Raw genomic sequence first — 14,991 nt, forward strand, 5'->3', positions numbered from 1 at the left:
TAAGAGAGATGGAAGATTTGAAACCGGTATATATCGTTTCTTTAGGTCCGGGTGAAGCGGGGCTTATCTCTTTGATAGGAGGTGCTACACTATGTCGGGCAAATGCTATTTTTTGCCCGAAAACAAATGCGCGTTCCCGGTCTTCTGTTCTTCTGAAAGAATTGAAGATAAAGAAAGAATCTATCAGACGCTATACATTGCCGATGAGTAAGAAGCGTGAGATGGCTTATGAGGCTTACGATAAGGTTTTTGAAGAAATAGTCAGCCTGTATTCGGAAGGTTTATGTGTGGCGATAGTGGCTGAAGGAGATGCAGGTTTTTATTCTTCTACCAGTTATTTGGTCGGAAGGCTCAAAAAAGCGGGGATACCTATCAAGCAGATTGCCGGTGTTCCGGCGTTTATTGCAGCGGCGGCTTCCATCGGTCTTTCCATTGTGGAACAAGAAGAACGGTTGACGGTGTGTCCGGGAAAAGTGGACAGGGAACTGTTCAGCCGGATTGCTTCCGGTAGTGAAGTGGCGGTAGTGATGAAACTATCGCAGTGTGAGGAGGAAGTGAAGCATTTTATAAGTTTGGAGGAAGGACTTGTCTGTCATTATTTCGAGAATGTGGGAGCGGACGGGGAATTTTATACGTGTGATAAGAAAGATATATTGGCAAGGGAATTTCCTTATTTCTCTTTAATGATAATAAAAGGTAGATGAAACGAATGAGACAAATATGGTTAACAGGACTTGTTTTGTTGTCTTTATCCGCAGAGGTAAGTGCACAGAGCAATGTCGCCATGCAGGATTCGATTCCTGAAATAGTGGTGACAGGTACGGGAACGGAACACTATCTGAAAGATGCACCTGTGCAGACGGAAGTGATTAGCCGCAAAATGCTGGATAGTTATGCAGGGGCTACCTTGGAAGATATTTTGAGCGGACTGTGTGCTTCTTTTGATTTTAGTGCTGGTGATATGGGAGCCAATATGCAATTGGGAGGACTCGGCAATGGTTATATATTAATCCTTGTTGATGGCAAGAAGATGCATGGTGATGTAGGCGGACAGAATAATCTGGGCTTGATCGATCCGGCTCGTATTGAACGTATTGAAATCGTGAAAGGAGCTGCTTCGGCACTTTACGGAAGTGATGCTATTGCAGGAGTGGTGAATATTATATTAAAGAAACACCGCGAAAATATTTTGATAGAAAATACAAGTCGCGGCGGATCGTATGGAGAATTCCGGCAGTCGAATACCGTACAGTTCAAGGTTGGTAAATTTACTTCTTCCACTAATTTCCAACTGAAGCATTCAGACGGATGGCAGAATACAACTTATGAAGATCCGAACCGTTATGAATATCCTATAACCAATTCCATCAATAAGACTGTAAATCGCTATACGGACTGGCAAGTGGCACAGCGTTTCGATTATCAGGCTACAAAGGATTTGAGCCTTTACGCTGACGGTAGCTTTTATCGCAAACGGATATATCGTCCTTGCGGAGTGCCTGACTATAAGACTTATGATTTCCTTTATCGTAACTCTTCTGTTGCGACAGGAGGTAAGTTGAAGCTGAAAAATAGCAATAGCATTATGCTGGACGTCAACTATGATAGTCATGCTTATTATTATATGTACACTCGCGAGACTTGGGATAAGGAGTATGATGATAGTGGCAAGGAGATCAGTTTTCCATATTTCCCTGGTGATAAAGGATTGCAAAGCGATCAAAGCCGCTTGTTATTGCAGTTGAAAGGTATATTCAATCTGCCATACTTCAATCGTTTGAGTGTGGGTACTGATACGGAAATCAATTGGCTGGATGCTCCCCGTCGACTGGATGAAAAAGATCAGGTATCCGATTATACGACCTCTTTCTATGCGCAGGATGAATGGACGCCTATTGAACGGTTGAATATCACAGCGGGAGGGAGACTGACAGTGAATCAGAACTTTGGTGTGCGCATCACTCCGAAAGTATCGGCACTTTATAAGTTAGGAGCTTTTAATCTGCGTGCTACCTATTCGGAAGGATTCAAGACACCGACACTGAAAGAATTGCATTACCGTTATATCCGTCAGATGTCAATAATCTCATTGAATCTGGGAAATACGGAGTTGGATCCACAGACCAGCCGTTATGTTTCCGGTGGACTGGAATATAATGGAACTCGTTTCAGTATCAATGTCACGGGATATTGTAACTGGGTAGATAATATGATAACTCTAGTCACTATTCCTCTTTCGCAGGCTCCGGGTGATCTGGTTGTTACCTATGATCCTGCCCGTGTACGCCAGTATCAGAACATGGATGATGCCCGTACTTATGGGGTGGATGTGAATGCCAAATGGACACCGGTCCAATCACTGACTCTGACAGGAGGTTATAGCTATCTGGATACTGAAGCGAACCAATATGATGAAGAAGATCAAGTAATGAAACATGTCATTATTGATGGTATGGCTCATCATCGTGCTACTGTGAGTGCCATCTGGACGCATGCGTGGAGACGGAGTAACTATCGTCTTGGCATTGGAGTTTATGGACGTATTCAGAGTAAACGTTATTATCAGGATGATGGAAATGGCAAGGCTTATAATCTTTGGAGGCTGAATACCCGTCACCAATTCAAATTGGGCAAACGATGGAATGCCGAGGTGAATGCGGGAATCGATAATATCTTCAATTATTATGAGACAACGTATCACAGCCTGAATTATGGTACAACTACAGCGGGACGAACTTTCTATGGTTCGTTGATGATACAATTCGGACAAAAAAAGACAAAAAATACATGATGTTTAACCCTTTAAAATTTTAAAGACATGAAACAGTTTAGATTTATGATGATGACAGCTTTAGTAGCTGTAATGTCCCTTTCGGCAGTATCTTGCTCCGACGACGATGATGATGTGGCAAAATCCAACCACGATAAGAAGATGGAAGCAGTAACTGCCGAAGTACAAGCCAACAAAAAGCATGATACAGCCTTGCTGCTAGTGACTTTTGGTAGTACGTGGGATGCGCCTCAAACGACTTTCAATAATATGAAAGCGCAGTTTGCTAGTAAGTTCCCTAACATGGATATTTATTTTTCTTTCACTTCGGAGATTTGTATGACCCGTTGCGCGGCAAAAGGTTGGAATTATTATGCACCTTCTTTCTATTTGGAAGCTATTGGTCTGGCAGGATATAAGACGGTTTGCGTGCAATCTCTTCATGTTATTCCCGGCGAAGAATTCCTTCGGGTACAGAATGTCGTGAAAGATTTCCATAATGATGGTGAGCACCCGGAATTTGCCAACGTGAAAGTATATTTGGGTGGTCCGTTGTTGGAAACAGAGGAAGATGTAACCAATGTAGCAAAGATTCTGCATGAAACTTATAAAAGTAAAGTGGAGTCGAATAATATTGTGACTTTCATGGGACATGGAAATCCCGAAAATTATAACTACGGGAATGGTAACTCTCGCTACACGATGATGGAAGCAGAGTTGCAGAAACTTAATTCTAATTATTTTGTGGCTACTGTAGATATGGAAGATAATTATATAGACGATATGATTTCCCGTATGCAGGCAGCTAACAAGAAATCAGGTAATGTGATCTGTCATCCGTTGATGTCTATTGCAGGCGATCATGCTAATAATGATATGAAGGGTGGTGTTGGTGCCACGGCTGAAGAAGGAAGTTGGCGCTATGAATTGGCAAAAGCCGGATATACTTGCCCGTTGGCTAACTGTGATATCAAAGGATTAGGTGATTATTCCAAGATTGTAAGCGTATGGGTTAGCCATATTGAGAAGAAGGTCGCTGATAATGATGCAATGTATGATCCGGATGCGGAAGAAGAATAATTGGTTGATTAGTTGAGTGTGAAATAATCATACTGCTAATAAACAAAATAAAGCCAACCAAAATGGCCGTATTTGCTATAAATAAAACGGGATCATTTTAGTTGGCTTTTTATATAGTCAGGATATTCTGTGATTTTTTATTCAGAACTATCTGATTACATTTTATCTTGTTTAAGTTTTTATCTTTACCTTTGTTTCAGGTATAATCCTGAAGATGTATGAAAGAAAATAAGATCATAGTAGCAGGTATCGGTCCCGGTAGCCCGGAAGATATTACTCCAGCTGTCGTTAATGCCTTGAAAGAGTCAGATGTAGTGATTGGATATAAGTATTATTTTCAGTTTATTACCTCCTGGCTGTCGGAACAGACAGAATGCATAGATACCGGAATGAAGCGGGAGAAAGCCCGTGCAGAATTGGCTTTTGAATATGCTGAACAGGGAAAAACTGTTTGTGTCATCAGTTCCGGTGATGCGGGAATCTATGGGATGGCTCCGTTGATTTATGAAATGAAACGGGAACGGGGGAGTGAGGTCGAGATCCTCGTGCTGCCCGGTATCAGTGCTTTCCAGAAAGCTGCGTCATTGCTGGGTGCTCCCATCGGTCATGATTTTTGCATTATCTCTCTGTCCGACTTGATGACTTCCTGGGAAATCATAGAAAAAAGAATCACTGCCGCTGCTACTGCCGACTTTGTAACAGCCATTTACAACCCTAAGAGTGAGGGACGTTACTGGCAGCTTTATCGTCTGAAAGAAATCTTTCAGGAATCCCGTTCACCGGAAACGCCCGTAGGTTATGTCCGTCAGGCAGGTCGGGAAGAAGAAACGGTGGTAGTGACCACCTTACAGGATTTCGATCCGGAAGAAGTGGATATGTTTACAGTAATACTGATTGGCAATTCACAAACTTATCAATTTCAGAACCGGATGGTAACTCCTCGCGGATATTATCGCGAACAGGAAAAGGGGGAAGTCGGAAAAGGACAGGAAATTATGATGAACTCTTTCCGGAAGATAGAGGAAGAGATGCAGAATAAAGAGATCGACCTTGACCGTAAGTGGGCTTTATTTCATGCCATACATACCACAGCGGATTTTGAAATGGAGAAGCTGGTATATACGGATAAGGAGGTTGTAAAGAACTTGTATGAACAGATTGCTTCCGGACGGATTAAGACGATTATCACAGATGTCACGATGGTAGCTGCCGGCATACGGAAAGGTGCTTTACAGCGTTTAGGGGTGGAAGTGAAATGTTATCTCTCCGACGAACGTGCAGTGGAACAGTCGAAGAAACGGGGAACTACCCGCTCACAGGAAGCTATTCGCCTGGCTGTAGAAAAACATCCGGATGCTCTTTTTGTATTTGGTAATGCACCTACGGCATTAATAGAACTGTGCGATCTGATTCGAAAAGGAAAAGCACACCCGTCCGGGGTTATTGCCGCTCCCGTAGGATTCGTGCATGTGAAAGAGTCGAAATACATGATAAAGACATTCACGGAAGTACCGAAGATTATTGTTCAGGGCAGACGGGGAGGAAGTAATCTTGCCGCTACATTGGTGAACGCGATTTTATGTTTTGATGATGCCCGGACACTGCGCCCCGGCAGAGATGTATAGAAGAGTATAGACATTTTATATGACAGAATGCAGGAATTTCATATCATAGGAATAACAGATAGTCGCGAACTCTCTTTCAGTAAGGAGGTTCAGGCTTTGATTGCCCGTTCTCATGTCTTTTCGGGTGGAAAGAGACATCATGAAATTGTGGCGGCCATGTTACCGGAATCATCGGTTTGGATAGATATAACTGTGCCTCTTGACGCTGTGTTCGAGTGTTATGCCGGTTATCAGGAAATAGTAGTTTTTGCTTCCGGTGATCCTTTGTTTTTTGGTTTTGCCAATACGGTGATGCGTAAACTGCCCGAGGCTGTTGTCAAAGTCTATCCGTCTTTTAGTTCCTTGCAGCTTTTAGCGCACAAAGCCTTGTTACCTTATCATGATATGCGGACGATTTCTCTGACTGGCAGACCGTGGAAAGCCTTGGATGAGGCTCTTATTTCCGGAGAGACATTGATTGGTTCGCTCACTGACAGAGAAAAAACACCTGCATCCATAGCTGCCCGGATGCAAGCGTACGGATATGCCAACTACCGGATGATTGTGGGTGAGCAGTTGGGGAATGAAGAGGAAACAGTGGCAGAATATAGTGTGGAGGAAGCGATGGAAAGGCATTTCAGGATGCCGAATTGTGTGATTTTAAAGCGTATTACCGTTCGTGAACGGTCGTTCGGAATTCCGGAAGAGCAGTTTGAATTGTTGGACGGGCGGGCGAATATGATAACCAAAATGCCTGTTCGTCTGCTGTCATTGAGTCTGCTCGATTTGAGAAACAGATCGGTGATGTGGGACGTGGGTTTTTGTACTGGTTCTGTTTCCATTGAGGCGAAGTTGCAATTTCCTCATCTCGATATTGTTGCTTTTGAGAAAAGAGAGGCGGGGCGGCAATTGATGGAAACGAATAGTCATCGGTTTGGCTGTCCGGGAATAACGACGGTGATTGGAGATTTTTTGGATATACCGTTAGAGAAATTTCCCATGCCTGATGCTGTCTTTATTGGAGGTCATGGTGGCAAGTTGGGAGAAATGATAAAGAAAATAGCTCCTTTATTGCTTGTTGGTGGGACGCTGGTGTTTAATTCTGTATCCGAAGACAGTAGGAATCAATTTGAGAAAGCAATAGACGATAATGGATTGAAACTTGAACAAGTGATCCGACTGACAGTAGACGAGCATAATCCCATTGATACACTGAAAGCTATAAAACGATGAAACAGACCAGTCATTTTTTAATTGGAGCCGCTTCTTCGGGAGGTGGAAAAACAACCTTTACAACAGGGTTGTTAAGACTGTTTCGTGATAGAGGACTGAATGTGCAGCCTTATAAATGTGGTCCTGATTATATTGATACGAAGTATCATGAGATGGCAGCAGGTAATGCTTCCGTCAATCTCGATCTCTGGCTCTCTTCTCAAAAACATGTAAAGGAGACGTATGCAAAATACGCGGCTGCAATGGATGTATGTGTGACCGAGGGAGTGATGGGACTTTTCGACGGCTTCGAAGGAATGGAGGGAAGCAGTGCGGCTATTGCCGCCTTATTGAATATCCCTGTTGTTCTTGTAATCAATGCCAAATCAACGTCTTATACAGTAGCTCCGATTCTATATGGCTTTAAATATTTCAATCCGTCGGTGCGACTTGCCGGTGTGGTATTCAATCAGGTAGCTTCCGAACGCCATTACTCTTTTTTACAGAAAGCCTGTGAAGATGTAGGTGTAGAATGTTTCGGCTTTCTTCCTCGATTGAAAGAACTGGAAGTACCCTCCCGTCATTTGGGATTGACGTTGGATGCTTCCTATCAGTTTGATAAATTCGCTTCTGTGGTGGCGCAGGCGATTGAAGAGCATGTGGCGGTTGACCGGATTCTTGAAGTATGTAGTGTACCATTGGTTGATTATAATGCACATACCTCGATTCCATCGACAGAAATCTCCAAAGACATTCTTTTAGAAAGAAAATGGAAGATAGCAGTAGCGCAGGATGCAGCATTTAATTTCATGTACCGGGAGAACTTGGCTCGTCTGAAAGAATTAGGGACAGTTACCTTTTTCAGTCCCATGAGCGATGAACATCTGCCCGATTGTGATTTAGTTTATTTGCCGGGTGGTTATCCCGAATTTTTCCTGAAAGAGCTGGAAAGTAACATAGCCGTCAAGCAACAATTAAAAATGTATGTGGAAAGCGGAGGTCGTTTGCTTGCCGAATGTGGTGGGATGATGTATCTTTGTGACAGTATCCGGGGAATGGATGGAAAACAATATGCCATGGTCGGATTACTGCATCAGAGGGCTACTATGGAAAATATGAAATTAAGGCTTGGTTATCGAACCCTCCGGATAGGAGAGCAGGTATGGAAAGGACATGAGTTTCATTACTCTTCCATTGAAAAAGAACTTCCATCCATTGCGGAGGTGACAGATGCAAAAGGAAATCCTGTTTCCACTCCGCTTTATCGATATAAGAATCTGATTGCAGGCTATACACACCTCTATTGGGGTGAAATGAACTTAATGAAACTTTGGGAATGATGAGAAGAATATATACCCGTACGGGTGACAATGGAACTACCGGAATCTTTGGTGGTGAGCGTGTCGAAAAAGATGATATCAGGATTGAGGCTAACGGTACGATTGACGAACTGAATACGGTGATAGGAATAGTCCGCTCACTTCTTCCTGAACAGGATGAATGGCACGAATGGCTGTATGAAATACAGATGGAACTGATGTCATGCATGAGTCATGTGGCTACTCCATTCGTTAAAAGGGGCGAAAACCCGAATACCTTGCGTACGGATCTGACCGGTCTTCTGGAAAAAAGAATGGATACAATGAATACCGCTATGGAAGATAATGGCTATTTTATACTACCGGGTGGTACACAAATTTCTGCACAATTGCATCATGCGCGTGTTATAGCAAGGCGTGCCGAACGGAGGCTTTGCACATTACATCGGCAGGACCCGGTGCCGCAATCTCTGCTTGAATTCATCAACCGATTATCCGACTTGTTCTTTGTCATGGCACGCTATGAAATGTATCGGCAGCACTGGACTGAAGAGAAATGGAAAGCTTTCGGTTATAAGCGCAAAGCTTCAACCCCTGACCAAAGTAAATAGAAAGATGGAGAAGAAAAAACTAAATTCCTTTATGCTTGCCGGAACAGGTAGCGATGTCGGGAAAAGTATTCTGGCTGCGGCATTCTGTCGCATATTGAAGCAGGACGGATATCATCCTGCACCGTTCAAGGCCCAGAATATGGCTTTGAATTCGTATGCCACTCCCGAGGGATTGGAGATCGGCAGGGCGCAAGCCGTTCAGGCGGAAGCTGCCGGTGTTCCCTGTCATACGGATATGAATCCGTTGTTGTTGAAGCCAAGTTCCGAACATACTTCGCAGGTTGTGTTATTGGGGAAACCAATCGGTGACCGGAATGCGTATGAGTATTTCCGCAAGGAGGGAAGGGAAGAATTACGAAAAGTAGTCAATGAGTCGTATAATCGCCTCGCTACCAGATATAATCCGATAGTGATGGAGGGGGCCGGCAGTATCTCGGAAATTAATCTGCGGGACGTCGACCTGGTCAATATGCCTATGGCAAAACACGCTGGGGCAGATGTTTTTCTGGTAGCGGACATTGATCGTGGTGGTGTATTTGCCAGTGTGTATGGTTCTATTCTGTTGCAGACTCCGGAAGAACGTTCATTGATTAAGGGTATTATTATCAATAAGTTTAGAGGGGATATCCGCCTGTTTGAGTCCGGAATAAAGATGATCGAAGACCTCTGCAAGGTTCCTGTGCTTGGAGTAGTGCCCTACTATAAGGGAATTTATATAGAAGAAGAGGACTCTGTGATGCTTGAGTCTAAAAACCGGGAGGCTATAGCCGGAAAAATCAATATAGCTGTGATCTTGCTGCGTCATCTGTCTAACTTTACCGATTTTAATGTGTTGGAACGGGATGAACGGGTGCATTTGTATTATACCAATAATGTGAATGAAATAGCGAAAGCAGATATTGTATTGTTGCCCGGAAGCAAGAATACGCTGGATGATCTTTATGAATTGCGCTGTAACGGAGTAGTACAAGCTATTCTGAAAGCTCATCGGGAAGGGGCGACCATCATGGGCATCTGTGGCGGTTATCAGATGATGGGGCTGGAAGTACGCGATCCTGACGGAGTAGAGGGAAGTTTTAAATTACTTCCCGGCTTGGGGTTACTTCCTGTCATCACTACCATGCAGGGAGATAAAGTGACCCGGCAGGTGAATTTCACTTTTGATGAGTCGGATACGGTTTGTAAGGGATATGAGATACACATGGGCAGAAGCGTACCTGCCGGAGGATTCTCCCCTTCTCCTTTAAATAAACTGGAGGATGGAAGAGAGGATGGTTACCGGAATGGCCGGAAGTGTATGGGAACATATATTCATGGCATACTTGACAACCAGTCATTTATAGATTTCCTGCTCAAGCCTTATGCCGACAAACTGGAACAGCAGACCTTTGACTATGCAACATTCAAGGAAGAACAATATGATAAGTTGGCGGAACATGTGAGAAAACACATCAATATGCCGTTACTTTATAAAATATTAGAAAGAAATGATTGAGGGACACGGAGACGATCTTTATAAATACGGAAAGAAAATAGTTAGCAATTTCAGTTCGAATGTGTATAACCGGATCGATCATTCGGGACTTTACCAACGACTGAATGAGCGGCTCTCTACCATTTGCAGTTATCCCGAGCCGATGCCTTATTCTTTGGAAAGTGAAATAGCCCGGAGGTATTCGCTCACTCCCCGCCAAGTTTGTGTGACTAATGGAGCGACGGAAGCTATTTACTTGATAGCACAAGTCTTTCAAGGACGTATTTCAGCTGTGTTGGGACCAACCTTTAGCGAGTATGCGGACGCATGCCGGGTACATCGGCACAAAGTGAAGCCTTTTTATTCGTTGGACGCTTTACCGGAAGATGCGGAATTGGTGTGGATCTGCAATCCGAATAACCCGACAGGTGAAGTGCGAAATAAGGAAGACCTGAAAGCATTGGTCGATTCTCATCCTGATAAATTGTTTATATTCGATCAGTCTTACGAGTATTTCACATTAAAGTCACTTCTTGGGATTAAAGAAGCCGCTTCCTTTCCAAATGTGATCCTGCTCCATTCAATGACCAAGCAATACGCGATTCCGGGACTGCGGGTAGGTTATTTTACTGCCTCCGAGGGATTGACCGATGATGTTCGTTGCCGTCGGATGCCTTGGTCTGTGAATAGCCTGGCTATTGAAGCCGCAAAATATCTTCTGGAAGAGGGAGACGGCATTTCAGCGGATATTCCGCAACTTCTGGCAGAACGTGAGCGACTGACAAACCTCCTGCTTGCCACGGGGATGTTAGAAATATGGCCAACTGATACGCACTATATGTTGATAAAACTACGTATGGGGAAAGCGGCGGCCCTTAAGGATTTTCTAGCCGTGAATCATGGAATACTCATTCGGGATGCATCCAACTTTGAGGGATTGGACGAGCGTTTCTTTCGGATTGCTACGCAAACTCCCGAAGAAAATGATAAGCTGGTGAAAGCAATCAGTGAATGGATGGAGCAGATAATGAGTTAAGATATATTTTTGTTTATGATGAGTTACTTTATCGTTATAGGAGTAGTGCTGCGTGTTTTATTGCCGGCCTGGTTGATGGATCGTCTATTCGGTGATCCGGTGTCTTTGCCTCATCCTGTCATCTGGTTCGGCAAGATGATTGCTTTCGGGGAAAAGAGACTGAATAAAGGATCTTATAAGTTATGGAAAGGAGGAATCATGTCTGTTCTGTTGATCCTGTTCGTTTATTCGGTCACCATAGGAATCGAATATGCCCTTTCTTTTTTAGGAACTCCTGCGGTGATCGGTTTTGATATAATCTGCATTTTCTTTTGTCTGGCCGGAACTACATTGATTAAAGAGGTCAGAATGGTATTTGAGGCGGTTGATCGTTCTTTGGAAGAGGGACGTATTCAGGTTGCCCGTATTGTAGGGCGTGATACCTCCGAACTTTCTGCACAGGAAGTCAGGACTGCTGCTCTTGAAACTTTGGCGGAAAATTTGAGTGACGGAGTGATTGCTCCTCTTTTCTGGTATTTGTTGTTGGGCGTTCCGGGAATGATGGCCTACAAAATGGTGAATACGCTTGATTCCATGATTGGTTATCATAGTGATCGTTATCTCCTTTTTGGGCGTGTGGCAGCTCGTGTTGATGATGTCGCTAATTATATTCCTGCCCGTCTTACTGCTTTTCTGATGGTCTTGGCAAGTGGTCGGCTGAAACTCCTGTCATTTGTGAAGAGATATGGCAGGGAACATGCAAGTCCCAATTCCGGCTATCCGGAAGCCGCTCTTGCAGGTATCCTGAATTGTCGTTTCGGCGGTCCTCATCACTATTTTGGTCAACTCTTTACAAAGCCTTATATCGGAGTGAATGAACGTTTGCTGGACACATCCGATATGCGGATGGGAGTTGCTGTCAACCGTCGTGCAGAAGAGATGATGATTGTCCTGACTGTTTGTTTACGGGCGCTCTTGATATAGAAAAATTCCTCCATAGGCAGGTACTGCCTGAAATGCTTCTTCCGGTTGAATCAACTTTGCATAAATCTGTGCGCAAATCAATACGCCGCCATGAGCAAATACTACTATATTTTCAGCCTCCTTTTGTCTGACTTCGTCTAAAAACGCGGCTACCCGTTTATACTGATCGGCAAACGATTCTCCATTGGTTGCTTTTACATTCAAGTAATCGTCGTACCAGCACTGTAGATTCGGGTCTTTGATTTTATCAAAATACTGCATTTCCCAATCTCCGAAATTAAGTTCCAGTATTCTTGGGTCACGGATGGCATCTCCGAATCCGCAATATTGTGCCAGACGGGTGCATCTGGATAGAGGACTGGTGTAAGCCATATCAAAGTGAATGGATTCGATTTTAGCTTTGGTTACGGCTGCTTCTATCTCAAATGTAGGACGTAAAGGAACGTCTGACTGACCGTAACAAAGACCTTTAGGAACGTCGACAGAGGTATGTCTGATTAGATAAATATTCATAGGATTACTTATTTTATATAGATAGACATCACTGCTCCCAGCCAGAAACTTATTTCGCTTAAGAGAAATAATGCACCACAACAATCTCCGGTATATCCGTTCAAACGTCGTTTCATCATCCGGCAGATAAAGGAGAATACCAGAATAGGAAATATACACACGGGCCAGTAGCTTGGAGGAAGTAATAGGAGAGGCAGTATTCCCCCCATCGCAGACATAACGATCTCCCCCAAATTCATTCTTGTATATACTGTTCCGGATTTGCTATCTTCTTCTTTCCGTGCGTAGGGCAGGTAATTGATGATATTGGAAGAAATGAATTTGCTCCAGGTATCTCCGCTTAGTAATAAGAAAGGAGTAACTGTTAAGGGAAGTGCGACCAGTAGATTGTAAGCAAGCAGATAATAGATGATTAATCCCAAAACTCCGTAGCTTCCGATATGGGAATCTTTCATGATGCGTAACGTGCTTTCCCTGTTCGTTCCACCTCCGAATCCATCGAAGAAATCGGCCAATCCATCCTCATGCAATGCTCCTGTGATAAGTAAACGTGAAGTCAGTGCCAGGATTACGGCTACTCCGTGAGGTAAAATAGTACTGGCTCCCCAGAAAATCAATGCCATCATTCCCCCGGTCAGCCAGCCACTGAAACTCCAATAACTGACAACGTGTTTGAAACACTCCTGCGGAACTTCTTTTATTTTCCAGAAAGGCAATCGTGTAAAGAATATGAGGGCGGCAAGTATCTGGTTCATCTTAGAAATATTTAGTGATAGAAGCATGAGCAAATGAATCCATCTCATTCAGCATTTTTACAGCAGAATCTACAATGGGATAGGCACAAACGGAACCGCTTCCTTCTCCAAGTCTTAGTCCGAGATTGAGTAGGGGACGTGCTCCGAGATAGTCCAATAATAGCTTATGTCCGCTCTCGTCTCCCTGATGACCGAATATGGCATAGCTCATCACTTCCGGATAAAGGCGTGAAGCGGCAAGAATACAATTGGTCATAATAAATCCATCAATTAGAATAACCATTCCCAGTTCGGCAGCTTTGAGCATTGCTCCTACGGCCATTACCATTTCGTAACCTCCGAAACGGCAGAGGATTTCTTCTGTGGAATGCTCTCCCGGATATTGTTCGAGAGATCTTTTCAGAACTTCGTATTTGTGATTTATTCCCTGATGATTGAGTCCGCTTCCTGCACCTACACATTGATCTAATGGGATTCCGGTGAAGCAAGTCATCCATAAGGAAGAGGGCGAAGTATTTCCGATTCCCATTTCACCGAAGCTAATGATATTGCAGCCTTCCTGGTGAGAAGTGTCCACACATTGGGCACCATGCTCCAGGCAGAGTTCCATCTCTTCAGGTGTCATGGCTGCTTCATGAAGGAAATTGCGTGTTCCTCTTCCGACTTTCATGTTAATGATGCCTTTTTCATAAGGCAAATCATAATCGACTCCTGCGTCTACAATTTTAAGAGTGAAACCGTGCTGTCGGCACAGGAAGTTAATCCCTGCTCCTCCATGAAGAAAGTTGCTGATTTGTTGCCAGGTTACTTCTTTAGGAGATGGGCTGACTTTTTCTTCTACGATGCCATGATCTGCGGCAAAGATTATATTTTGAGGATGAGTTAATCGTGGAGAAAGGGATTGTTGGATCAGTCCGATTTGCAAAGCGATTTCTTCCAGTCTTCCAAGCGATCCTTTAGGCTTGGTCAGATTATTGATTTTGTCAATCAGAGCTTCTTTGATAGCTTCATCCGGCTTTTGAATATGAAACGTTTTCATGTTTATTTTATTTTTACGGGAATACCACTTGCCATGAGATATACATCGTCGGCATGCGATGCGATGTATTGATTGGTCCAACCTTGCAAGTCTGTGAATTTACGTTGCAGTTTGTTCTCGGAAACTCCCCCCCAACCAATCTCATTAGTTACAAATATGAAAGTGGCGTCCTGCTGGGTAAATTTGTCGAATTCTTTTTTGACGGCTTCCAATGAGGAGGCAACATTAGAATCAAACTCCATAAAGAAGTTAGTGCACCAAAGAGTTACACAATCTATCACTACGACTCTGCCCGCTACATTGTGACGGCTCAATTCTTTTTCTTCTTCTATATTTGTCCATTCAGGACCGCGGTTCTTTTGATGGCGTTCCACCCTTTTTCTGAATTCTTCGTCCCATATCCTGGCAGTGGCCAAGTAAACCGGTGACGTAGTAAGTTCATGCGCTTTTTTTTCCGCGAACGAACTTTTACCGGATCGTTGTCCTCCTGTGATTAATATAATCCTTTTCATTAAGTTGCTGATTGAATAATGGATGGACAAAGGTATAAAAAATAACTCTGGGATTAAACGTTTTACGTAAAAGTTATTAACTTTGTCCCGATTTGTTTTAGAT

At 43.6% G+C, this 14,991-nt stretch carries 14 protein-coding genes; 10 read left to right on the forward strand and 4 right to left on the reverse strand.

Features of this window, described 5'->3' with window-relative positions; genetic code table 11:
* Positions 1 to 8: 8 nt before the first annotated feature.
* The 10 genes from KFO40_RS06510 (at position 9) to cbiB (ending at position 12,069) form a co-directional block, all read left to right on the forward strand.
* A complete protein-coding gene (locus KFO40_RS06510) occupies positions 9 to 704 on the forward strand; it encodes a precorrin-2 C(20)-methyltransferase (protein WP_049702095.1) in 696 nt (231 codons plus the stop codon).
* Positions 701 to 2,791, forward strand: a complete 2,091-nt coding sequence (locus KFO40_RS06515) for a TonB-dependent receptor plug domain-containing protein (RefSeq protein WP_233530305.1) — start codon at positions 701 to 703, stop codon at positions 2,789 to 2,791. Before KFO40_RS06510 ends, KFO40_RS06515 begins: the two co-directional genes overlap by 4 nt.
* 27 nt (positions 2,792 to 2,818) lie before the next feature.
* Positions 2,819 to 3,850, forward strand: a complete 1,032-nt coding sequence (locus tag KFO40_RS06520) for a sirohydrochlorin cobaltochelatase (RefSeq protein ID WP_008024868.1) — start codon at positions 2,819 to 2,821, stop codon at positions 3,848 to 3,850.
* Positions 3,851 to 4,068: 218 nt separating this feature from the next.
* Positions 4,069 to 5,475 (forward strand): precorrin-3B C(17)-methyltransferase, encoded by a 1,407-nt coding sequence (gene cobJ / locus KFO40_RS06525; protein ID WP_008024866.1) that lies wholly within the window; start codon positions 4,069 to 4,071, stop codon positions 5,473 to 5,475.
* 27 nt (positions 5,476 to 5,502) lie between these two features.
* Positions 5,503 to 6,687, forward strand: coding sequence for a bifunctional cobalt-precorrin-7 (C(5))-methyltransferase/cobalt-precorrin-6B (C(15))-methyltransferase (locus KFO40_RS06530; RefSeq protein WP_008024863.1), 1,185 nt, complete (start codon positions 5,503 to 5,505; stop codon positions 6,685 to 6,687).
* The gene (locus KFO40_RS06535) at positions 6,684 to 8,006 is read left to right on the forward strand and encodes a cobyrinate a,c-diamide synthase (RefSeq protein WP_008024862.1); all 1,323 of its coding nucleotides are present in this window, start codon (positions 6,684 to 6,686) and stop codon (positions 8,004 to 8,006) included. Before KFO40_RS06530 ends, KFO40_RS06535 begins: the two co-directional genes overlap by 4 nt.
* Entirely contained in the window at positions 8,006 to 8,596 is a 591-nt protein-coding gene (locus KFO40_RS06540; protein WP_187344009.1) for a cob(I)yrinic acid a,c-diamide adenosyltransferase, read from the forward strand. Before KFO40_RS06535 ends, KFO40_RS06540 begins: the two co-directional genes overlap by 1 nt.
* Positions 8,597 to 8,600: 4 nt before the next feature.
* A complete protein-coding gene (locus KFO40_RS06545) occupies positions 8,601 to 10,091 on the forward strand; it encodes a cobyric acid synthase (protein WP_032812047.1) in 1,491 nt (496 codons plus the stop codon).
* Complete coding sequence (locus tag KFO40_RS06550; protein ID WP_008024855.1) at positions 10,084 to 11,106, forward strand: threonine-phosphate decarboxylase; 1,023 nt, start codon at positions 10,084 to 10,086, stop codon at positions 11,104 to 11,106. Before KFO40_RS06545 ends, KFO40_RS06550 begins: the two co-directional genes overlap by 8 nt.
* A 15-nt stretch (positions 11,107 to 11,121) precedes the next feature.
* Complete coding sequence (gene cbiB, locus KFO40_RS06555; RefSeq protein WP_008024853.1) at positions 11,122 to 12,069, forward strand: adenosylcobinamide-phosphate synthase CbiB; 948 nt, start codon at positions 11,122 to 11,124, stop codon at positions 12,067 to 12,069.
* Here the strand turns inward: cbiB and cobC are convergent.
* Genes cobC through cobU form a run of 4 tightly spaced genes read right to left on the reverse strand, consistent with a single transcriptional unit; the run spans position 12,049 to position 14,888 of the window.
* Positions 12,049 to 12,582, reverse strand: coding sequence for an alpha-ribazole phosphatase (cobC, locus tag KFO40_RS06560; protein WP_008024852.1), 534 nt, complete (start codon positions 12,580 to 12,582; stop codon positions 12,049 to 12,051). The genes cbiB and cobC overlap by 21 nt on opposite strands.
* Positions 12,583 to 12,590: 8 nt before the next feature.
* Entirely contained in the window at positions 12,591 to 13,337 is a 747-nt protein-coding gene (locus KFO40_RS06565) for an adenosylcobinamide-GDP ribazoletransferase (protein ID WP_008024850.1), read from the reverse strand.
* Position 13,338: 1 nt separating this feature from the next.
* The gene (gene cobT, locus KFO40_RS06570; RefSeq protein ID WP_008024849.1) at positions 13,339 to 14,376 is read right to left on the reverse strand and encodes a nicotinate-nucleotide--dimethylbenzimidazole phosphoribosyltransferase; all 1,038 of its coding nucleotides are present in this window, start codon (positions 14,374 to 14,376) and stop codon (positions 13,339 to 13,341) included.
* A 2-nt stretch (positions 14,377 to 14,378) separates the two neighbouring features.
* Entirely contained in the window at positions 14,379 to 14,888 is a 510-nt protein-coding gene (gene cobU, locus KFO40_RS06575; protein ID WP_008024847.1) for a bifunctional adenosylcobinamide kinase/adenosylcobinamide-phosphate guanylyltransferase, read from the reverse strand.
* Between the last annotated feature and the right edge of the window lie 103 nt (positions 14,889 to 14,991).

Source organism: Bacteroides sp. 1001302B_160321_D4, assembly GCF_015667765.1.
Lineage (GTDB): Bacteria > Bacteroidota > Bacteroidia > Bacteroidales > Bacteroidaceae > Bacteroides > Bacteroides xylanisolvens.

Excerpts from the sequence above, each read along its gene's own strand:
- KFO40_RS06510 (WP_049702095.1), top strand. The coding sequence starts at position 9 with ATGGAAGATTTGAAACCGGTATATATCGTTTCTTTAGGTCCGGGTGAA.
- KFO40_RS06515 (WP_233530305.1), top strand. The coding sequence starts at position 701 with ATGAAACGAATGAGACAAATATGGTTAACAGGACTTGTTTTGTTGTCT.
- KFO40_RS06520 (WP_008024868.1), top strand. The coding sequence starts at position 2,819 with ATGAAACAGTTTAGATTTATGATGATGACAGCTTTAGTAGCTGTAATG.
- cobJ (WP_008024866.1), top strand. The coding sequence starts at position 4,069 with ATGAAAGAAAATAAGATCATAGTAGCAGGTATCGGTCCCGGTAGCCCG.
- KFO40_RS06530 (WP_008024863.1), top strand. The coding sequence starts at position 5,503 with ATGCAGGAATTTCATATCATAGGAATAACAGATAGTCGCGAACTCTCT.
- KFO40_RS06535 (WP_008024862.1), top strand. The coding sequence starts at position 6,684 with ATGAAACAGACCAGTCATTTTTTAATTGGAGCCGCTTCTTCGGGAGGT.
- KFO40_RS06540 (WP_187344009.1), top strand. The coding sequence starts at position 8,006 with ATGAGAAGAATATATACCCGTACGGGTGACAATGGAACTACCGGAATC.
- KFO40_RS06545 (WP_032812047.1), top strand. The coding sequence starts at position 8,601 with ATGGAGAAGAAAAAACTAAATTCCTTTATGCTTGCCGGAACAGGTAGC.
- KFO40_RS06550 (WP_008024855.1), top strand. The coding sequence starts at position 10,084 with ATGATTGAGGGACACGGAGACGATCTTTATAAATACGGAAAGAAAATA.
- cbiB (WP_008024853.1), top strand. The coding sequence starts at position 11,122 with ATGATGAGTTACTTTATCGTTATAGGAGTAGTGCTGCGTGTTTTATTG.
- cobC (WP_008024852.1), bottom strand. The coding sequence starts at position 12,582 with ATGAATATTTATCTAATCAGACATACCTCTGTCGACGTTCCTAAAGGT.
- KFO40_RS06565 (WP_008024850.1), bottom strand. The coding sequence starts at position 13,337 with ATGAACCAGATACTTGCCGCCCTCATATTCTTTACACGATTGCCTTTC.
- cobT (WP_008024849.1), bottom strand. The coding sequence starts at position 14,376 with ATGAAAACGTTTCATATTCAAAAGCCGGATGAAGCTATCAAAGAAGCT.
- cobU (WP_008024847.1), bottom strand. The coding sequence starts at position 14,888 with ATGAAAAGGATTATATTAATCACAGGAGGACAACGATCCGGTAAAAGT.